Here is a 19,188-nt window from a genome sequence, read left to right as displayed (position 1 = left end):
GGGTATCCGGTCCCGCCCGGATCGAAGGGGAGCGCGCGCATGCCAGACAACGTCGACGAGGACCTCATCGAAGCGACGATCCGCCGCGTCGCCGAGGCTAAGGCCGCCCGAAATGAGACGGACGCCTCCGGCGCGCCCGACGACGCCGAAGAGACCGGCGAGCCGCCCCTGCAGACCTTCGCGGGCGCCGACAGCGATGCCGTTGCGCCGTCCGCCGAGAACGCCGCGCACGAAGACCTGATCCAGGCGACGATTCGCCGTGTCGCCGAGGCGAAGGCCGCCGTTGAAGCAACGCCACACGATGACGCAGCGCCGCACGCCGATGCCATGGTCGAAGACGACGTGGACGATCACCGCCCGGCAGGCCCCGACGAGGATGCCATCGCAGCCACGATCGCACGCGTCCAGGCGCAGAAGGCCGCCGCGGACGCCGTCGCGGACACGATCCAGGCAGTGCGACTACCCGAAGCCCCGGACGAAGACGCCATCGCCGCGACGATCCGCCGCGTGCAAGCGCAGAAAGCCGCGCAGGAACTCCGCTACGACGACGATGACGACTACCGGCAAGACGCCGTCACCGACGAGCGGTCGTCTGTCGAAGAGAGTCCGGTCGTTGCTTCGGTCGCGGCCGAACATGGCGACGACATCGCCACGTTCGAGCCGGTCTCGGAAGTCAGCGCCAACGACGACGCGATCGCGCGTCTCGAACGCAGCCTGCGCGACGCACACCACGCGCTCGCAGCACTCACCACGCGCGTCGATGCGCTCGAGCACGCGGCGACACAGCAGCAGCAGCGGGCGCAGATCTCGGCGCTCCCTGTGCGTGAAAACGTTCCCGCCGAAGTGCGGCAGCCCGCCCCGCCCCGCCCCGCCATCCTCCGCGATGCCGTGCCGGCGCCTCGCACCGCACTGGCTGAACGGATCCCGGCGCCGGAAGTGATCGATACGCGGCCGCTGCCGGAGCCCCTGCCGCCCATCCACGTGGAGCCGCGGCGCGGTCTCGACCTCCTGCCGCGCACATACCGGATCACCGTCGAAGATAAGCGCCGAGGCGTCGACCTGGTGCCGCTGCACCGGGCGCTGCTCAGCATGGACGGCGTCAGGGATATGTCGCTCCTCAGCTACAACAACGGCGTCGCCATCGTCTCGCTCGAGACCAACGGCGACCTCGATGGCGATGCACTGGGTACGTTCGTCGGCCGCGCCATGTCGCGGGAGGCGAAGGTAGAGCAGCACAATGAGCACACCTTCGTGGTGAAGCTGGCAGAGGATTAGGCCGCTCATGCGCTGGCTACCCCACAAGAAGGACCTCAAGAACGATCACGAGCCCGAGCCGTTCATCGGCATCGAGTCGCTTGTTACCTCCCGCCCGGAAGGCCGCGAGGGTCGCCTCTTCGACCTCGTGATCCTCTCGCTGTTCCTGCACAGCGCCGGCAGCCAGAACGAGATGCTGGGCGCCTTCATCGAACGCGCGCCTGAGGTCACCGAGGCTGTCTTCGTCTTCCCGCTGCTGCTCGATAAGAAGCGCGACGTGCTCACCGCCAGCGCCCTGGAGGGCATCGTCGAGCCGCGCCTCGAACGCATGATGGAAGCCGTGCAGGAAGACTTGACCGCGCTCGAATTGGACATGCCGGTCAACCACGTCCGGCGCCTGATCATCGAACAGGGTGAAGTCGTGCTCCGCGAATCGATGTCAGAGCTGTTCGACGGAGTCATCGATGCTGAAGTGTGGCAGGAGGCCGAGCGCAAGCTGGGCATCAAGAAGGTCGCGCTCGTCCCGATGCTCGTCGAAGGCGAGCCCTACGGCGTCGTCGGCTTCGCCTTCGATAAGCCGGACCTCGACGCCGAGATCGTGGAGTTGCTCGTCGGCCACTTCACGCTGTCGCTGCGAGACATCGCGACGCAGGAGGACACGGCGCGCTTCAACGACATCGATCCCGTCACCTGGGTCTACAACAAGCGCTACATCAACGACGCGATCGAGGCCGAACTGATCCGCTGCGGCCGCTACGCGAAGGCCCTCTCGGTCGTCATCATCGACCTCGACGACTTCGGCGCCTTTAACGCGCAGTACGGCCAGTCCCTGGGCGACCGCCTGCTCCGCAGCGCCGCCGTCAGCCTCGCGGAAGCGATCTCGCCGCCGGAAGTCGTCGCGCGGTTGAAGGACGATGAGTTCGCCGTGCTGCTGCCCGAAACGAACCGCGCCGCCGCCGTCTCTGTCACGACGCGACTGCTCGCCAGCCTGTCGCAGGTATCTGTGTTCGGCGACGATGGATCGCCGGAGCCAATGAAAGCATCGGTGGCGATCGTCTGCTTCCCGGAAGACGGCACCTCGGCCAGGGACCTGCTCGACAATGCGATGACCGACCTCGCACAGGCGAAGGTCGAGCGCGAACAGCAAGCGAAGATCCAGGCCGCACGCCCCGTCAACCCGCTCGCCCGCGCCTCCAGCGACCGCCTGCGCGGCTAGGCGTAGTCGCACCCCGCCTCTCGCGTCGGTGAAGCTACGTCCCGAGGCGCTGGAGCACGTCCCCCAACTCCCGCACGTGATCGATCACCGCATCCGGCTGCGGCTCAAACCCCTCGTACGGCCGCGCGACGTACTGCCGCGTCAGCACCGCCCACATCCCAACAGCCTTCGCGCCGCCGATGTCGTGCAACGGGCTGTCGCCGACGAACACCGCCTCCTGCGCCGCCACGCCGGTCTCGCGCAGCGCCTTCTCGAACAGCGACGCGTGCGGCTTCCGCCAGCCTTCGTCCGCGGACACCACGACGCTCCGCATCACGTCCTCGAAGCCATGCTTGCGCAGCATCGCGCGGATCGTCGCCGTATCGGCGAGCGTATTCGTCACGCAGCCGATCGCGTAACCGGCATCACTGAGCGCCTGTACCGCGTCCAGCGTGCCGTCGCCGCAGATCAGGCTGTCGCGCTCCGTCGCGAACAGCGGCGGCGTGATCTCCCGCAACAGCGCCTCTTCCAGTTCGACGCCGATCGCGCGGCAACCGCGGTCGATCCACACGTGCGACGGCGGCTGATCGAGATTCGGACCGTCGGAGAAATACGTCTTCGAAGATGCGACCAGCACGTCGTAGACCGCCCGCTGGAACGCCGCTGCCTCGGGCAGATCGTCGCGTTCGAGGCGTGCGCACAGCGTCGAGCGCATGTCTGCGTAGGCGCGCTCGAGCGATGTGCCCGGGTGGCCGATGTCCCACAGCGTGTGCCCCAGGTCGAAGATGACTGCCCGGATGGTCAACGTGCGGCGCGGATCTCGACCGGCGCGACGAGTTCCGTCTCGACCAGCACGGCCCCGTTGTCGCGCGAGGCGCCGTCGGCGCCACCGGCGGCGAGCAGTTGCTGTCGTTGCAGCAGGTGCAGGATGCCGCGGATGTACCGCGAGGCGCGCGGCACCGCCGTCTCCGGATCCTCCCCGCCCTCGTAGTCCAGGAGCACGAATCCGCGGTATCGCCCCAGCCTCAGCATGCGCAGAAGTTCGGGCCAGTGGATGCTCGCGTCGCTGCCGTCGTCGCGCACGTCGCGGAGCTTCGCGTGCGTCTGCACGACGCGCCCCATCGCCGCCTCGACGCCCGCGCGGTCGGCGAGATCCGCCGGATCGAGACAGATGCGCAGCCACGGCGACCCCACGTCGTGTACACACTGCTCCAGTTGTTGAGCCGAGCCGACGACGCCGTCGGCGCGGTTATTCTGAATCGCCAGCACGACGCCACGCTCCCCCGCGTAATCCGCGCACTGCCGCAGCGCCCACGTGATGTCCGACCAGAGCCGGCGCGTGTTCGGCGCCTTCGTCCCGAGCACCTTGCGCACGAACCCGACGATCCGCCCCGGATCCTGCTCCAGCCGTTGCGGCGGCACCCAGCCGGCGAACACGCGCACGACCGGCGCTCCCAGGTACGCCGCGACGTCACACCACTGCTTCACGTGCTGCGTCTCCAGCGCCCGCTTCTCCGACGGCCCGAAGTCGTTGGTGACGGCCACGCCGGCGATCGTGAGCTGCAGGTCGGTACACAACTTCTTCAGGTCGCGAAGATACACGGCATCGGTCGTCGGGAAGTGCACATCGACCAGCTCGACGCCGTCCAGCTCCAACTCCTCGGCGCAGATCCGCACCCATTCGCGCAGGTCAATGCGTCCGTCGCGAAACGCCGCCTGGTACGACCACGAACTGCAGCCGAGCTTCACTTACACGTCCTCCGCGATCGTCTGGCCCTTCGCCAGCGATTCGATGCCGCCGAACCGCGTGCGGCGGAAGCCCTCGGCATAGGTACAGGGCAGTCCGCTGCGCTTCGCGACCGCCTTCCCCGCCGCACGCATCTGCTTGTCGATCGCGGCGTGATAGTCGTGCGCGTCCAGTTCGGCGAGCCACGGCACGTCCAGCCCCGATGCACGCAGCTCGAACTGCATGCTCGCCACTGTGAGCACCATCTGCGCCTCGTGTGCGTGGAGCGCCGCGATCTTCTTGTCGATCGTGCCATCGATGTCGACGAACTTGTTCTGGTCGCGCGGCGACTTGGCGAAGTACCACTGCTCGCCGACGTAATGCGGCTCCAGCCCGTCCTCCATGTGCTCCGGGTGAAAGTTCGGAAAGTGCGCGAAGTTCGCCGCTTCGCTCGCCGCCGTCGCCACGGCGCGATGGTCCGGGTGCCCCTCGTATGGGGTGAACGGATCCCACGTGAAGACGATGTCCGGCCGCTCCTCGCGGATGATCCGCATGAATTGACCCCGCAGGTCACGCGATGGCACGTCATACGCCAGGTCGCCGTCCGAGTAGCCCAGCGGGATCACCTTCCCGACGCCCAGCACGTCCGCCGCGCCCCGCAACTCGCGGTCGCGCACGGCGCGCAATTCATCGGCGCTCAGCTCGAACGAGCCCTTGTCGTTGTCCGTCGCGCAGACCAGCGTGACGGCGTGCCCCGCCTCGGCGAACTTCGCGATCGTCCCCCCCGCGAAGAACTCCATGTCGTCGCCGTGCGCCTCGAAGACAAGCACCCGCTTCATCGCCACCCATTCTACGGATCAGGACGCTGATAGATAGGCGGGAGTCGTCGGGAGACGGCCACTCCGGCCCCTACCTCCGACTCCTGACGTCCGACGTCCCCTATCGTGCCACCGCCGCAATCAACTTCAGCGCCGTGTCTCTGAACGTCGCCTCCGCGGTGTCATCCAGCACAGCCACCCCGGGCTCGTAGCCGCCTTCATCGAACGCGTGATGCGGCACGACATAAAAGACGTGGTGGTTCGTATAACACGCGATCGCCAGGTGCTCGATGCCCGCGTCGGCCCGCAGACGCAGCGCCGTCTCCGCGAAGAACTCCCCCGGCAGCCCCAGGATCGCCTGTCCCGGACCCAGAGAGATCGCCTGCACCTCGGGGTGCAAGGAGTGTGGTCCGCCGGGCCGCTGCCGCGAAGCGACGCCCCGCTCGCCGCTCAGCCGCGTGATCTGCTCCATCAGTCGTCGCCGCTGCTCGACGTCTGACGCCGCCAGCACATCGACTTCGCGCCGCGCCTCCGCGATGCGTGCCTCGTACGTCGCTGGGGGTTCGAGTTGCCGCATCGGCACGTCCACGACCGAAGCCGCCACGCGGATGCGCGGCTCAGCGATCAGGCTTCCGCTCGTCACGGGCTTGTCGGTCAACTCGTCCCAGCGGATGTTCCACGTCTTCTGCTGCAACCCGAGCGGCCGCAGCTCCTGCAGCCGTCGCGCCGCCTCCGCGCCCACGATCGAACCGACGCGCTCCGCTTCTTCGAACCGCTGCTCGATCCACGATGGGTTGACGTCGCCGCACGCGCCGTTCAGGAAGACCACGGGCGCGTCGCCGAGCACCTTCTTCACCGTCGCCGCCGCGTAGCCGGGGTAGTCCGCCGAGATCTCCATGTTGCTCGAAAACATCACTGTCGCGTGGCACGCGAAGTTCACGATCGATGCAATCACGCCGCCGCGCGGGTCCGGCGAGTCGAACAGGAGCATGTGCAGCGCGTCTTCGATCGGCCAGTCGGGATGGCGTCGGTTCTGACTGACGCTGTCCACGCTCCCGCGACCCGCCTTCACGACGGCGGGCCGCAGCTTCGCGTGCGCCGAGATGATCGCGCCGGCGATCAGCCGCGTCGTGATGTCGGTCAGTTCGGCGTTCATGTCAGCCCGCAGCCCCGCCGGCCCCGCGTGCGTGTGCGTCGCGCTCACCATGATGTGCTCGCGCGGGATACCGATCGCCTCGTGGACGATCTGCCGCACCGCGCGCGCCAACCGCCGGTCGATGCCGATTAGGTCGCAGCCGACGATCGCCGCCTGCGTCGTCCCGTCGTCGAACGCGATCGCGCGCGCGTGCAAGTCGTCGTGCACGCCCACGCTGCCCGTCGACCGCGCGCTGTACCCGTCTAGAAACGTCCCGACGGGCGGCGTGATGACGACTTCGGCAGCGCCGGCCCGGAACGTCATCGTTGCCCCTCGATCAGCAATTCGTGCCCCTGCGTGCGCTCGCCGGCGTCACCGGCGCGCCCCAGGGCCCATTGCGCATCCGGATCGTCGACGTCCACTTTGCGGAAGCGATCGCGCCCGAGACGGTCGACGAGCGCGGCGTACTGCTCCGCGAATCGCGACTCCCAGGGCTTCAGGAAGCACACCTCCCGCACGTTCGCCTGCAGCAACTCCTTCAGGCAGCCGAAGCACGGCTGCAGCGTCGTGTAGATCGTGCAATCTTCGATCGCCACGCCGAAGCGCGCCGCCGCCAGCAGCGCGTTCTGTTCGGCGTGGACGCAGATGCACAGGTCGTAGCCTTCGCCCGAAGGATAGTCGCCGGGGTGCGCGCAGCGATGACAGCCGCCGTCTTCGCAGTTACGCATCTTCGATGGTGTGCCGTTGTAGCCGGTGCTCAGAATGCGATAGTCCCGCACGATGATCGCGCCGACGCGGCGTCCCGTGCAGTTGGCGCGCGCTCGCACCGCCAGCGCGATGCCCATGAAGTACGCGTCGGGTTCAGGGCGCACTGGCGATCTCCGTGACCCGCGGTTCCGCCGCTGGAAAATCCATTGTGCCGGCGGTTGGATTCTCGACGATCAGGCGCCCTTCTTGCGCACGGATTGCCACGGGCTGCCCAATGAAGCGGGCGATAACGCCCTCCGGCAGCATTTGCCCGCAGTCCATCGGCGACGCGATCTCCTCTCGATTCGTGCGCAGCGTCAAGACGCCGTCGGCGCACTGCGCACTCAGCAGCGTCCGCACGTCCGACGCGGCCGGCGTCCCTCCCGGTAACCGCTCAATCGAACCCAGTGATTCGCCGCTCTCCAGCACCGCTCCGTCGCCATTCGAGTCGGAATCGCGGTCGCGCCCGATGCTGCAACCAGACGCCACGACGACGAGTGACATAACGAGCGCGACGGCAGTGAGTCGGATCATGCCTGCACCTGCTCCCCGGCGTCGACACGGTCAAGCGCGAGCCGGACTGCGCCTACGATCTGTGCGTCTTCGCCCAGCGTCGATAGCACGATCGACGTCTTCACCGGCGTAGAGCCGTGCACCAGGTCACGGATCGGCGCCAGGAACGGCTCACCCTGCGCCGCCGCCACACCGCCGCCAACGATGATCGCTTCCGGGTCGAGCAGGGAGGCGATGTCAGCCAGCGCCATCGCCAGGACCTCCTGCGTCTGTCGCAGCCAGCCGCTCGCTTCCGCATGACCGCTGCTTGCGGCTTCGAATAGCTCCCCAGCCTTCGCGCGCTCGCCGAACAACTCTTGCGCCTTGTCGGCCGCCGCCCGCCCTCCGGCTACGCCTTCCAGGCAATGCTGCCAGCCAGGGTTGCGGATGTGGTCCTGCTCCATCGGAAAGAACGCCACCTCGCCAGCGAGCAGGTGCGCGCCGTGGTGCAGCTTGCCGTCGATCACGACGCCGCTGCCGATGCCCGTGCCCAGCGCCACGAACACGAAGTCGCGCATACCCTTCGCAGCCCCCAGCCATTGCTCGCCCACGGCGGCGGCATTGGCGTCGTTTTCCGCCGCGAATGGCACGCCGCGCGGCTTCGCCAGCAACGCGCCGATGTCGACGTCGCCCCATTCCGGCAGATTCGCCGCCGAGGCCACCGTGCCCCGCGCCGGGTCGACCATGCCGGGCAGCGCCATGCCGATCGCCGATACGGTCGCGCTCGTCCAGACGCCGCGCACCAGGTCGTCGATCGCCCGGCCGACCGTCCTCAGCACGGCTTCGGGCTCCCCGCCCGGGTAGGCGATCGCGCGGCGCGCCTCGATCTCGCCGTCCGCGTTGGCAATGGCCACGCGCACGTTCGTCGCGCCCATGTCGACCCCGGCGATGAACTTCTGCTGCATCGCGTCCCCTTCGTCGCCGGCTGAGTGTACGAAGCGGCCGATCGGCGCTCAACATCGCTGATGCGAAGGCTGCGGACTGGGTCGCTCTGGCGCCGGAGAGAACTTTGAGAGAGCCGGCGGTATATCCGTCTCGCCAGCTTCACATTCAGCTCGTAACCGCAGTGCTTTCCTGCGGTCGGCAGGGCACTCGACGTAACGAGGTCGTCAGATCGCCGGCGCCCTTCCGACTTTGCACGTGAACCGGCAATGTAGCGCGCCCGCGGAACTCCATGCCCTGCATGGACGGGTCTTTCAATGCCACGCGGGAACTGGATAGCAGGTGCAATGAGACGTTACCTTCCGCTCCTCCCCATAGCGCTCGCCGCAATGGCCTTCGTCGCCGCGCAGGCGAGCGATGCTCTGGCTTCACATCGTTGCCGCGGTCGTGACTGCACGCCGCAGCCCACCGCCACCGCAACGAGCGTCGCACCGACGCCGACAGCCGTCGTCGAGACCCGCGACCCGCTCGACTGGCCCTTCGCGGCTAACTCGATCTGGAACATGCCGATCGGCTCCGGCGCCCAGTACGTCGATGCGCAGCTCGAACGCACGAACGGACCCGGCGGCGGCATCGTCCGCGAGGACGTCTTCCTCGGCCTGAGTCCCGACGCTCCTCTGCGGCCATTGAACGGGCAGACGAACGTCCACGTCCCGCCCGATATGGCGCACGATGGCGCCTGGACCGGCTGCGCTGCGTTCCTCGCCGAAGACGGTCAAACGGTCCTACAGGGCCAGCCACTCGACCTCGCGGCCGGCGGCGACCCGCGTTGGGCCTACAACTACCCGTCGGCCGACATCACCGGCGATGGCCGCATCGGCTGTCACGGCGGCTCCGGGCTCTCCGGCATCGGCGGCACGATCCGCGCCGGCGAACTCGATGGCGAGGCGCAGATCCGCCACGCGCTCAAGGTGAACCTCAACGTCAGCCGCTTCGTGTCGTGCCAGCAAGGCGGCAGCCGCTGGCCGGCGATCTGGGCCCACGGCTTCATGAACTGCCAGACGTTCGGCGGCGCCGTGCCGGCCGTTCGGCTTGGCGCGCTACTCGCCGTGCTCCCCTCCGTGAGTTGCGATGCCGAACTCGCATCGGCGCACGCGCGCAACATGTGCCACGCCATGCAGGACTACGGCGCCTACGTCGTCAACGACGCGTCCGCCGATGTCCACGCCGTCAACGTCGCATCCGATGCCGAATTCGGCGATGGCGGCTCGTTCGTCGATGACATGCAGAAGCTCTTTGGCATGCTGCACGTCGTCGATAACAACGCCGCTGCGTCGATCGGCGGTGGCGGCACGCCGCGCAAGCCGCTGGCGCCTGCATTTGGCGCACCCGGCGGACAGCCCGTCCCCACGAACACGGCGCAGGCGACGCCGACGAACACGCCTGTCGTGCCGACCGCCACGCGCACAAACACGCCCGCTCCTTCGGCGACGATTACGCCGACGCCGACCAACACATCCGTCGCCTCGGCGCCGACGCCCACGCGCACGTCGACGCAGCCGCCGGCGACGGCAACACCCACTCGCACGCCCACTCCCGTGCCGCCGACGCCGACGCGCACGCCGACTCCCGTGTCACCGACGCCGACGCGCACCGCGACGCTCGTGCCGCCCACGCCGACGCAGACGCCTGTCACGCAGACCATGCCAGGGACGCGCAACAAGTACCTTTGGCCGTTCTCCAGCACCTCGATCTGGAACATGCCGATCGGATCCGAGGCCCGATACGTGCCTGCGGGACTGCAAACCGCCGGCGCCTGGAACGGCCAGATCACCCGCGATGACGAGTACATCGGCCTCAACCCGAACGATCCGCTCAAGCGGCTCAACACGGGCGACATGGTGCACGTACCACCGTCGCTCGAGCACGATGGCTCGTGGAACGGCTGCGCAACCTTCCTCATGGAGGACGGCGAGCATCTCGCCGCCGGACAGCCGTTGCGGCTCTCCGAGGGCGGCGATCCGTCCTGGCAGTACGACTACACCAACGGCGTCAGCCTCTACGGCGATGGCCGGCACGGATGCCACGGCGCGTCGGCACTCTCCGGCGCCGGCGGCAGCCTGCGCCCGGGCGAACTCAACGGCCCCGACCCCGTACGCCACGCGCTGAAGGTCAACGTCTTCGCGCAGCGCTTCCTCTCGTGCACCAGCAGCGGCTACCGCTGGCCCGCGTACCGCGCCGACGCCTACATGGACTGCGGCTCCTACGGCGGCGATATCACGGCGACGCGCATGGGATCGCTGCTCGCCATGCTCCCGTCCGTGAACTGCGAAACCGTCGTCAGTTCTCGCCACGCCCGCAAGCTCTGCCACGCCTTCCAGGACTACGGCGCCTACGTCGTCGATGACACGTACTGGGACGTCCACGCCATCGACCTCGATGTGAACGCCGAGTTCGGCGATGGCGGCAGCTTCCACAGCGACATGCAACGCCTCTTCCAGATGCTGCACGTCGTGGACAACAACAGCGCCGGCAGCATCGGCGGCGGCGGTACGCCGCGCGTCCCGCTGGCGCCGCCCATCGGTAACTGACCGACGGACGAGCGACATAACGAGGAGCGCCGGTCATAGGCCGGTGCTCCTCGGCTTTCTGGAATGCAGACTCGTGGACCGCGCGTCCCGCGTTCGACCGGTGTGGTAGATTAGTCACGATTCTGGGCGAAGCCAGGACCGCGTATGGTCGACGTTTACCTCATCACCCTCGCCGTCTCGATCGTCATCGGCGTCGCCGCGACGCTGATGCTGCTCGCGATCTCTCGCACCGAGCGCTTTCTCGCGCTCTTTCACGTCCGCGGGACGCTCGAGAAGCCGCGGTGGGGCGGCGCCGTGTTCCTCGCGACGTTCGCCCTGACGCCGTACGTCGCTTCCGCCATTTCCCCGCACGCAAGCGAGTTCTTCACGCCAAAGTCCGGCGACTTTCTCGGCTTCCTGGCCGCGGTGTCGCTCGTCTTCATCGTCGGCTTCATCGATGACGTGAAACTGACGAGCCCCGGCCTGCGGACGTTCGTCTTCCTCACGGCGGCCGCAGCGGTCTACGCCGCCGGCTACCGCGTCGACGACGTCGGCCTGCCCTGGGGACAGAGCATGAACTTCGGCTGGGCGGGGTTCTTCGTCACGCTCGCCTGGATCTGGCTGACGACGAATGCCATCAACATCGTCGATGGCCGCGCCGGCGTCGCGCTCGGTGTCGCTATCTTCGCTGCGATCACCATGGCCGTCGTTGCCGGACATTCGTCCCACCCGGCGGTCGCGCTGCTGCTCGTCGCGCTCGCCGGCGCCGGCCTGGGCTACCTGCCGTGGAACCTGCCGCCGGCGTCGGCGTACATCGGCGACTCGGGCGCCTACGTGCTCGGCTTCGTCATCGGCGCGCTGTCGATCCGCGCCGCCACCGGCCCGACGGACGAAGTATTCGTCGCCGTGCCGATCATCGCGCTCGGCTTTCCGATCCTCGACATCGGCCTCGCGTTCACGCGGCGCCTGCTCGATCGCCGCCATCCCTTGATCGGCGATGAGGATCACATCCATCACCGGCTCGAACTTGCCGGCGCCGGCCCCCGCGGGCTGCTCGTGATCATCTACGCGCTCGCGGCGATCTTCTCACTTGGCGCGATCACGTTGCACTACGTGAGCAGCACGGCGATCGAGGCGGCGGTGCTGGCCGGACTTGTCGTCGTGATCGGCGGCACGCTGCTGAAACTCGGCTATATCGTCACGATTTGGAATAGCCACAGCGTCGTCTGGCTCCGCCAGCGCGTCGTCGCGGTCGAAAGCCGTCGGATCGGCGACTGAACGTCACCCGCGCACGCGCGTAGCCACCCCGCGTACCACGCCTGACGCCAGCACGGACCCGCAACGCACCGCAATACCAGCCGCCGTCGCCGCATCGACGAGCCGGTTGCCGCGCATGTGCTTGCGATAGTAGCGCCACATGCTCTTGTGCCGCTCGATGACGATGCGCGCAGGCGCCCGCTTGCTGACGCCGATCCGGTGGTACACCGCCACCGCCGGGTTATAGACGACGCGGAATCCCGCGTCGTGAACGCGCCGGCAGAAGTCGACGTCTTCGTTGAACATGAAGAAGCCCGCGTCCCAGCCTCCCAGCCGGTCGAACACCGAGCGCGGGAACATCATCGCCGCGCCGCTCACCCAGTCGACGTCGCGCACCTGATCGTGGCCGAAATCGGACATCAGGTAGTCGCGTGAGTAGCGATTGCCCGGAAACAGCCGCGTCGCCAGAGAATACCGGCTGAAGATCGCCGTCGCGTGCGACGGAAACGCGCGACAGCTCAGTTGGAGGGTGCCGTCGTCATCGAGGATCTTCGGCGCCACTACGCCCGTATCGGCGTGATCGTCGAGGTACGCCGCCAGCGTCGCCAGCACATCGTCGCACAGGCGCGCGTCCGGATTGAGCGCCATCACGTGCCGCCCGCTCGACGCGGCGACGCCCTCGTTGATCGCGCCGGACAGTCCGATGTTGATCGTCCGCGGAATGACCCGCGCCCAGGGATGTGCGTCGCGCACGATCTGCGTCGTACCGTCGCGCGACGCGTTGTCGACGACGATCGCCTCGTACGCGATGCCGCTCGTCGTCTCGCGGACCGCCGTCAGGCACGCATCGATATCGTCGCGCGAGTTGTACGTCACGATGACCACGGACACGTCGACGCTCATCCGTCGCCGCCTAGCACGCGTTCGTAGACGGCGTGCGTCTCGTCGGCTGCGCGCCGCCAGCTAAACTCGGCGGCCCGTTCCCTGCCGCGCTGGCCCAGTTCGGTGCGCAGGTGCGCGTCCGTGAGCAGTCTGCGCAGCCCCTCGCGTATGTCGTCCTGCGACAGCGGGTCAACGAGCAGCGCCGCGTCCCCGGCGATCTCCGCCGTCGCCGACACGTTCGACGTCAGCACGGGCGCGCCGCATGCCATCGCCTCGAGCACGGGCAGCCCAAACCCCTCGTACAGCGACGGGAACACGAAGGCCGTCGCCGCGCTGTGCAGGGCGGGGAGGTCGGCCTCAGGCACATAGCCCAGGTACCGGATCCGGTCTGTCATCCCGATGTCTTCGATCAGCCGAAAGTCTGCCTCGTATCGCCACGCCTTCTGCCCGACGATCGCCAGTCGCGCGTCGACGCCATCGTCCCGCAGTTCGCGCATCGCCCGGATCAGCCGCGTCCGGTTCTTGCCCGGCTCCAGACTGCCGACGCTCAGCACGAACGGCGGCTCGAGCCCATAGCGCTTCGCCACCGCGAGCGCCGCTTCTCGCTGCACGGGCGCGCAGATCTCCGCCGCCGCTTCGTACACGACGTGCAGCTTCCGCGCATCGACGCCCAGCGCGGCGATCACATCCGCCCGCACCGTCTGTGATGGCACGACGACCGCGTCCGCGACCTTCACCGACGCACGTGTCGTCGTCTGCATGTACAGCCGTCGCGCAGCCGGGTACCGCTCCGGCATGCGAAAGAACGTGACGTCGTGTACGGTCACGGCGCGCTTGGCGCGCATCGGCCGCAGCGGCAACGTGTGGTGCGTCGAGTGCAGCACGTCGATCCCGAGCGCGCTCACCCGGCCCGGCAGCCGCACCTGCTCCCACGCCAGCCGCGCTTCCCGCGATCCCGCGCCTACCCGCTCGATGCGCCAGTTCTTGCGACCCGCCGCTTCCTCGTCGAACATGCTGCCGCACGTAAAGAGCGCGTAGCCGTCGCGCCGGTCGCGCCGCATCATCGCCCGCACGAGTTCTATGGCGTACACGCCAGCGCCGGCGGGCTTCGCCGGGATCGACGTCGCGTCGATCGCGATTCTCACAGGTCTCGTACCTGTACCGTGCGCCCCATGCGGCCCCGATAGTAGTCGATCGCGCCCCGCATCATCGCCCGTAGCAGCCGCCATTCGCGGCGCAAAGCCATCCGCCCCGCCGTCCCCACGCGCGTCGCCCAGAAGTACGCCGTAAACCAGGCATATGCGACGCGCGAACGCGCGTGTTTGCGCACCAGGTAGATGCGGTTGCGCGTCGCGTAATACTGTTTGAACGGCGTCATCCAGCCGCCGCCGCTGGCGCCGCTCTCGCGGTGATAAATCACGCTCGATGGCTCGTACCGCAAGCGGTAGCCGCACGCCTGCGCGCGCCGGATGAAGTCGGTCTCTTCGTAGTACATGAAAAATCGCTCGTCCAGCATCCCGGCATCACGAAACGCCGCTGCCGGCACCAATGCACAGCAGAAGCTCGCCGTCGCCATCCCGTCGCGCCGCACGCTCGTCGCCGGGCCGTCCGGCTTGCCGCCGTACGTCTTGCGAAACAGCCCCAACGTCCAGTCGAAGCCGCCGGCGTGCGTGCTGATCAGGCGGCGGTCGTAGTAATACAGGATCTTCGGCACGACGATCGTCCTGTCATCCGCAGCAGCGATGAGCCCGCTGAGGAAATCGGGCGTCAGCGCGACGTCCTCGTTCAGGAAGAGTACGTAGGCGTCGCCGTGCGCCATCACATCGCGCACGCCGGTGTTTGCGCCCGCGGCGAATCCGACGTTGTCTTCGCACCGCACGATCGTCGCATCGGGGAAAGACCGCTCAATCGCCGCCAGCGACCCGTCCTCCGATGCCGAATCGACCGCGATCAATCGCCAGTTTGGATACTCGACCGCAGCGAGCGACTCGCAGAACTCGTCGATGAATGCGGCGCTGTTGTAGTTCACCACGACCACGCCCACCGACGGCGTATCAGCCATCCGCGGCGACCTTCGCGCGCTCGAAGTACGCCGCCAGCGCCTCGCGCCACGCCGGCATCACGACGCCCAGCGCGCGCGCCCGCACGTTCGCCAGCGCGGAACAGCCCGGCTTCTGCGGCCCGGCGTAGCCACTGGCACGGAGTTCGGCCGTGGTTACGCCCTCGACCGCCGCCTCCGCGAAGCCACCCAGCCGCACGATTTCCCGCGCCCACTCGTATCGCGACGCCGCGCCTTCGTTCGAAAGGTGGTAGATGCCCGCCGGCGCCTCGCGCTCGATCAATGCGCCGATCGCGCGCGCCAGTTCGAACGTCGCCGTTGGCGTCGCGACCTCGTCGGTCACGAATCGCAGTTCACGGCCTGCGCGCGCCGCCGCCAGCACCTTCTCGACGAAATTGTCTCCGCCCTCGCCGAACAGCCACGAGGTCCGCACGATGCGCACGTTCGGATCGACGAGCATCGCGCGCACTTCACCGTCCCGCTTCGACGCGCCGTAGGCGTTGACGGCGCCGGTGCGGTCCGACTCCAAGTACGGCTCGCGCTTGGCGCCGTCGAACACCTCGTTCGTGCTCACGGCGATCAGCATCGCGCCGGTCCGCGCCGATGCCGCCGCGACGTTTTCGGTGCCGGCGCAGTTAATCGCCCGCGCTAACGCCGGTTCGCGCTCGCATCGGGTCGTGTCGGTGAGCGCCGCGCAGTGCACGACCGCGTCGGGGCGCTGCGCCTCGAACGCCGCGCTGACCGCCGATGCGTCCGCGACATCAAGTTCCGCATGGCCGGGCGCCGCGACGACATGCGACGAGCAGGCGCGCTGCACGTCGCGCCCGAGCTGCCCTGCGCCGCCGGTGATCAGGATCCGCATACGAGCGCCAGTGTATCGCGAGCGCTGGCATGCGGACGGCGCTCGCTTCTGCCGGCCGTCCACGCATCCATGTATATAATCGCCGGGCTGACCGGGAGGACTGATGGCGTTCGATTTCATCCGCCGCGTGCCGGCCGCCCGGGCGATGGCCCGCGGCGTGCGTCGAGGGCTGCGCCAACTGCGGCCGCTGCCGCTCCCGCGCTATCTCGCCGATACGCCCGACACCCGCGGCGGAACGCCGCTCGAGTCGTACTTCCCGCCGACGATCTCGACACTCGCCGAAGCCGCGCGCTCGCCGGAGACGGCGGCGCGCGTCATCGCCCAACTGAAGAAACTCACGCCCACCGACGATACGCGCGGCCAGGAACTGTTCTACCTGTGGGCGCAGGGGCGTTTCGGCGCCCACTGGCGCTACGCCGATATCACGACGACGCTCAGCGCGGCGGCGACCCTGCTCCACCCGCGCGCGTACCTGGAAATCGGCGTCCGTCGCGGCCGTAGCGCCGCGATGGTCGCCGCTGCCGCGCCCGACTGCGCGATCTACGGCTTTGACCTGTGGCTCGCGGAATATGGCGGCCTCCTCGCGCAGGACGCGAACCCGGGGCCCGACTTCGTACGCCAGGAGCTTGCGGCGGCCGGGCACCGCGGTGACGTGACGCTGATCTCCGGCGACAGCAGCCGCACGGTGCCGGCGTTCCTGGCGGAGCGCCCCGAACTCTACTTCGACCTGATCAACATCGACGGCGATCATTCCGTGGCCGGCGCCGCGAAGGACCTCGCCAACACGCTGCCGCGCCTCAAGGTCGGCGGCGTCGTCGTCTTCGACGACATCAGCAGCGCGCCGTGGCTGGCCGACGTCTGGCGCTTCTACACCCACGATGACGGCCGCTACCGCTCCTGGCAGTTCGATGAAGCCGGCGCCGGGGTGGCGGCCGCGATTCGCGTCGGACAGTAGCCATCACCGCGCCTGAGGCAGCCTCATCAGGCGGCAGAAGGGTCCGACCAAGCGGCGCCGTGACGATACGTAGCCGCGTGGTTATCTCGATGCGCCTCCATACGGCCGCGCGTGTTCCAGCCGCTCGCCGTATTGCCGCTCGTAGTACCGCCGGAAGTCGCCGGATCTGATCTTCTCCCACCACTGGCGATTGTCTGCGTACCAGCGCACCGTGCGCTCCAGCGCCGCGTCGAAGTCGTGCCGCGGTCGCCACCCCAGCGCCCCGAGCTTCGACCAGTCCATCCAGTAGCACGCATCGTGCCCTGCCCGGTCCTCGACGAACTGGATCAGGTCGTACGGCTTGTCGAGCAGATCCAATATCGCCCGCGCAACGTCGATGTTCGTGCGGTGGTTATCGGCCTGCACGTTGTACGCCTCGCCGCTCTCGCCTCGCTCGAGCAGCAACAACAGCGCGCCCACGGCGTCCTCGACGTACAGGCGGTCGCGCTGCTGCAGTCCGTCGCCGTACACGGGGATCGGCTGCCCTTCGAGCGCGTTCGTGACGAAGAGCGGCACTGCCTTCTCCGGATACTGGTACGGCCCGACGTTGTTCGCCGGTCGCGCGACGACCACCTGCACACCGTACGTCTCCGCGAAGGCGCCGCACATCAGGTCGCCCGCCGCCTTGCTGGCCGCGTACGGGCTGCGCGGCCGAAACGCATCGTCCTCGCGCCGGGGGTCGTCCGCCGTGGCCGGCCCGTACACCTCGTCGGTAGAGATGTGCAGCACACGCTCGACGCCGGCGTCACGCGCCGCCACAAGCACGTTGTACGCGCCGCGCACGTTCGTGTCGATGAAGTCCGCCGCATCGTCGATCGAGCGGTCGACATGCGTCTCCGCCGCAAAGTTCACGACGGCGTCGCAGCCGCGCATCGGGCCTGCCAGCGCGGCCGCGTCGGTCACGCTGCCGTGCATGAAGCTGTATCGCGGATCGCTCGCAACGTCCCGCAGATTGTCCGGGTTGCCAGCATACGTCAGCGCGTCGAAGTTCACGACGCTGACGTCCGGGCGCTCCCGCAGCAGGTGCCGGATGAAGTTGCTGCCGATGAACCCGGCGCCGCCCGCGACGAGCACGCGTCGCACTAAGGCACCCGGATCTTGCTGAAGTCGCCGAGCACCATCTGAAAGCCGCGCGGCTTGCGTCCGTCCGCCCGCAACTCCACGTTGCGCCCGATCAGGCTCTCCTCGACGCGATGCCCCAGGTGCTCGATCGTCGTGCCTTCCATCACTACGCTGCCCGCGATCTCGCTCTCGACGATCCGGCAGTCGTGCCCGATCGACGTGAACGGCCCCACGTACGCGTTCTCGATGCGCGTCCGTTCGCCGATGATCGCCGGCCCGCTGATGATGCTGTTGACGATCTCGCAGCCGGCCTGCAGCACGACCTTGCCATGCAGTTTGGATTGCTGGTCGACGGCGCCGCCGCTCGTGTCAGGCTGCAGCGTCTCGAGGATGATGCGGTTCGCCGCCAGCAGGTCGTCGTGCTTGCCCGTGTCGATCCACTCGCCGTCAACCACGTCCGCGCGCACCTCGCTGCCGTGGTCGAGCAGCCACTGCAGGGCGTCGGTGATCTCCAACTCCCCGCGCGCTGAAGGCTTGATGTCCGCGATCGCCTCGAACACGCGCGGCCGCAACAGGTAGATGCCAATCACGGCCAGGTCGCTGACCGACTCCTTCGGCTTCTCGACGAGTCGCACGAGGCGCTCGCCCTCGAATACGGCAACACCGAGTTCGGCAGGATTGTCGACCTGCTTGAGTAGGATGCCCGCGTCCGCGCTCGAAGCCTCGAACTCGCGCACATGCTCGACGATTCCGCGCGTGACGAAGTTGTCGCCGAGAAACGTCACGAACGGTTCGCCGCCCATCGCTTCGCTGCCCAGTCCGATCGCCTGCGCGATCCCGCCCGGCTCCGGCTGCTCGATGTAGCCGATCCGCGCGCCGAAGCGCTGCCCGTCGCCGCACTCCCGTCGCACTTGGTCGCCCGTCTCGATCGACACGATGATCGAGATGTCCGTGATGCCGGCCTCGACCAACTCTTCGATGGCGTAGAACAGGACAGGCTTGTTCGCGATCGGGACGAGTTGCTTCGCGCCCGTGTACGTAAGCGGGCGCATGCGGTTGCCCTTGCCGCCGCTCAGAATCAATCCCTTCATCGAACGCAAGTGTACACCGTGCCGGGCCGCCTCCCGCGCGTCGCCACGATGCGATGCGTGGCGACGCGCGCAGCCCCGCTTCTCGCATCTGGCCGCCGAGTC

The 19,188-nt window shown here is 68.1% G+C and carries 18 protein-coding genes; 5 read left to right on the top strand and 13 right to left on the bottom strand.

Annotated elements, in window-relative coordinates; genetic code table 11:
* Positions 1-39 precede the first annotated feature (39 nt).
* Together WEB52_13935 and WEB52_13930 are read left to right on the top strand one after the other, a co-directional pair.
* A complete protein-coding gene (locus WEB52_13935) occupies positions 40-1,275 on the top strand; it encodes a hypothetical protein (GenBank protein MEX2227539.1) in 1,236 nt (411 codons plus the stop codon).
* A 7-nt stretch (positions 1,276-1,282) separates the two neighbouring features.
* Positions 1,283-2,470, top strand: a complete 1,188-nt coding sequence (locus WEB52_13930; protein MEX2227538.1) for a sensor domain-containing diguanylate cyclase — start codon at positions 1,283-1,285, stop codon at positions 2,468-2,470.
* A gap of 34 nt (positions 2,471-2,504) precedes the next feature.
* Here the strand turns inward: WEB52_13930 and WEB52_13925 are convergent, their stop codons facing one another.
* The 7 genes from WEB52_13925 to WEB52_13895 all read right to left on the bottom strand — a co-directional run bounded on the left by WEB52_13925 (position 2,505) and on the right by WEB52_13895 (position 8,332).
* The gene (locus WEB52_13925; protein ID MEX2227537.1) at positions 2,505-3,254 is read right to left on the bottom strand and encodes an HAD family hydrolase; all 750 of its coding nucleotides are present in this window, start codon (positions 3,252-3,254) and stop codon (positions 2,505-2,507) included.
* Complete coding sequence (locus tag WEB52_13920) at positions 3,251-4,198, bottom strand: sugar phosphate isomerase/epimerase family protein (GenBank protein MEX2227536.1); 948 nt, start codon at positions 4,196-4,198, stop codon at positions 3,251-3,253. Before WEB52_13920 ends, WEB52_13925 begins: the two co-directional genes overlap by 4 nt.
* Positions 4,199-5,014: a PIG-L deacetylase family protein gene (locus WEB52_13915; protein ID MEX2227535.1), complete on the bottom strand. Its 816-nt coding sequence runs from the start codon at positions 5,012-5,014 to the stop codon at positions 4,199-4,201.
* A 100-nt stretch (positions 5,015-5,114) separates the two neighbouring features.
* The gene (locus WEB52_13910; GenBank protein MEX2227534.1) at positions 5,115-6,452 is read right to left on the bottom strand and encodes a neutral/alkaline non-lysosomal ceramidase N-terminal domain-containing protein; all 1,338 of its coding nucleotides are present in this window, start codon (positions 6,450-6,452) and stop codon (positions 5,115-5,117) included.
* Positions 6,449-7,000, bottom strand: a complete 552-nt coding sequence (locus tag WEB52_13905; protein ID MEX2227533.1) for a dCMP deaminase family protein — start codon at positions 6,998-7,000, stop codon at positions 6,449-6,451. Before WEB52_13905 ends, WEB52_13910 begins: the two co-directional genes overlap by 4 nt.
* Entirely contained in the window at positions 6,990-7,409 is a 420-nt protein-coding gene (locus WEB52_13900; protein ID MEX2227532.1) for a hypothetical protein, read from the bottom strand. Before WEB52_13900 ends, WEB52_13905 begins: the two co-directional genes overlap by 11 nt.
* Positions 7,406-8,332: an ROK family protein gene (locus WEB52_13895; protein ID MEX2227531.1), complete on the bottom strand. Its 927-nt coding sequence runs from the start codon at positions 8,330-8,332 to the stop codon at positions 7,406-7,408. Before WEB52_13895 ends, WEB52_13900 begins: the two co-directional genes overlap by 4 nt.
* A gap of 324 nt (positions 8,333-8,656) precedes the next feature.
* On the opposite strand from WEB52_13895, the gene WEB52_13890 reads away from it, so the two are divergent.
* A complete protein-coding gene (locus tag WEB52_13890; protein ID MEX2227530.1) occupies positions 8,657-10,900 on the top strand; it encodes a hypothetical protein in 2,244 nt (747 codons plus the stop codon).
* Between the two features lie 144 nt (positions 10,901-11,044).
* Positions 11,045-12,157, top strand: coding sequence for an MraY family glycosyltransferase (locus WEB52_13885; GenBank protein ID MEX2227529.1), 1,113 nt, complete (start codon positions 11,045-11,047; stop codon positions 12,155-12,157).
* 3 nt (positions 12,158-12,160) lie between these two features.
* On the opposite strand, the gene WEB52_13880 is transcribed toward WEB52_13885, so the two are convergent.
* From WEB52_13880 to rfbD, 4 genes are read right to left on the bottom strand one after another with little or no spacing between them, the layout of a single operon-like run.
* A complete protein-coding gene (locus WEB52_13880) occupies positions 12,161-13,039 on the bottom strand; it encodes a glycosyltransferase family 2 protein (GenBank protein MEX2227528.1) in 879 nt (292 codons plus the stop codon).
* Positions 13,036-14,163 (bottom strand): glycosyltransferase family 1 protein, encoded by a 1,128-nt coding sequence (locus WEB52_13875; GenBank protein ID MEX2227527.1) that lies wholly within the window; start codon positions 14,161-14,163, stop codon positions 13,036-13,038. The genes WEB52_13880 and WEB52_13875 overlap by 4 nt, the downstream gene beginning before the upstream one ends.
* Complete coding sequence (locus WEB52_13870) at positions 14,160-15,080, bottom strand: glycosyltransferase family 2 protein (protein MEX2227526.1); 921 nt, start codon at positions 15,078-15,080, stop codon at positions 14,160-14,162. The genes WEB52_13875 and WEB52_13870 overlap by 4 nt, the downstream gene beginning before the upstream one ends.
* Positions 15,073-15,939, bottom strand: a complete 867-nt coding sequence (gene rfbD / locus WEB52_13865; protein MEX2227525.1) for a dTDP-4-dehydrorhamnose reductase — start codon at positions 15,937-15,939, stop codon at positions 15,073-15,075. Before rfbD ends, WEB52_13870 begins: the two co-directional genes overlap by 8 nt.
* A 103-nt stretch (positions 15,940-16,042) precedes the next feature.
* On the opposite strand from rfbD, the gene WEB52_13860 reads away from it, so the two are divergent.
* Positions 16,043-16,894 carry a class I SAM-dependent methyltransferase gene (locus WEB52_13860; GenBank protein MEX2227524.1) on the top strand — a complete coding sequence of 284 codons (852 nt, stop codon included), beginning with the start codon at positions 16,043-16,045 and terminating at the stop codon, positions 16,892-16,894.
* A gap of 81 nt (positions 16,895-16,975) precedes the next feature.
* Here WEB52_13860 and rfbB read toward each other — a convergent pair whose 3' ends face one another.
* Positions 16,976-18,016, bottom strand: coding sequence for a dTDP-glucose 4,6-dehydratase (gene rfbB, locus WEB52_13855; GenBank protein MEX2227523.1), 1,041 nt, complete (start codon positions 18,014-18,016; stop codon positions 16,976-16,978).
* On the bottom strand, positions 18,016-19,086 hold the full coding sequence (locus WEB52_13850) for a glucose-1-phosphate thymidylyltransferase (protein MEX2227522.1): 1,071 nt from the start codon (positions 19,084-19,086) through the stop codon (positions 18,016-18,018). Before WEB52_13850 ends, rfbB begins: the two co-directional genes overlap by 1 nt.
* Between the last annotated feature and the right edge of the window lie 102 nt (positions 19,087-19,188).

It is taken from the genome of Dehalococcoidia bacterium (genome assembly GCA_040902535.1).
GTDB lineage: Bacteria > Chloroflexota > Dehalococcoidia > DSTF01 > JACRBR01 > JBBDXD01.
This window is presented reverse-complemented; position numbering and strand designations above follow the sequence as displayed.

Coding starts and splice junctions, on each gene's coding strand:
- WEB52_13935 (MEX2227539.1), top strand. CDS start 40: ATGCCAGACAACGTCGACGAGGACCTCATCGAAGCGACGATCCGCCGC.
- WEB52_13930 (MEX2227538.1), top strand. CDS start 1,283: ATGCGCTGGCTACCCCACAAGAAGGACCTCAAGAACGATCACGAGCCC.
- WEB52_13915 (MEX2227535.1), bottom strand. CDS start 5,014: ATGAAGCGGGTGCTTGTCTTCGAGGCGCACGGCGACGACATGGAGTTC.
- WEB52_13910 (MEX2227534.1), bottom strand. CDS start 6,452: ATGACGTTCCGGGCCGGCGCTGCCGAAGTCGTCATCACGCCGCCCGTC.
- WEB52_13900 (MEX2227532.1), bottom strand. CDS start 7,409: ATGATCCGACTCACTGCCGTCGCGCTCGTTATGTCACTCGTCGTCGTG.
- WEB52_13895 (MEX2227531.1), bottom strand. CDS start 8,332: ATGCAGCAGAAGTTCATCGCCGGGGTCGACATGGGCGCGACGAACGTG.
- WEB52_13890 (MEX2227530.1), top strand. CDS start 8,657: ATGAGACGTTACCTTCCGCTCCTCCCCATAGCGCTCGCCGCAATGGCC.
- WEB52_13885 (MEX2227529.1), top strand. CDS start 11,045: ATGGTCGACGTTTACCTCATCACCCTCGCCGTCTCGATCGTCATCGGC.
- WEB52_13880 (MEX2227528.1), bottom strand. CDS start 13,039: ATGAGCGTCGACGTGTCCGTGGTCATCGTGACGTACAACTCGCGCGAC.
- WEB52_13870 (MEX2227526.1), bottom strand. CDS start 15,080: ATGGCTGATACGCCGTCGGTGGGCGTGGTCGTGGTGAACTACAACAGC.
- rfbD (MEX2227525.1), bottom strand. CDS start 15,939: ATGCGGATCCTGATCACCGGCGGCGCAGGGCAGCTCGGGCGCGACGTG.
- WEB52_13860 (MEX2227524.1), top strand. CDS start 16,043: ATGGCGTTCGATTTCATCCGCCGCGTGCCGGCCGCCCGGGCGATGGCC.
- WEB52_13850 (MEX2227522.1), bottom strand. CDS start 19,086: ATGAAGGGATTGATTCTGAGCGGCGGCAAGGGCAACCGCATGCGCCCG.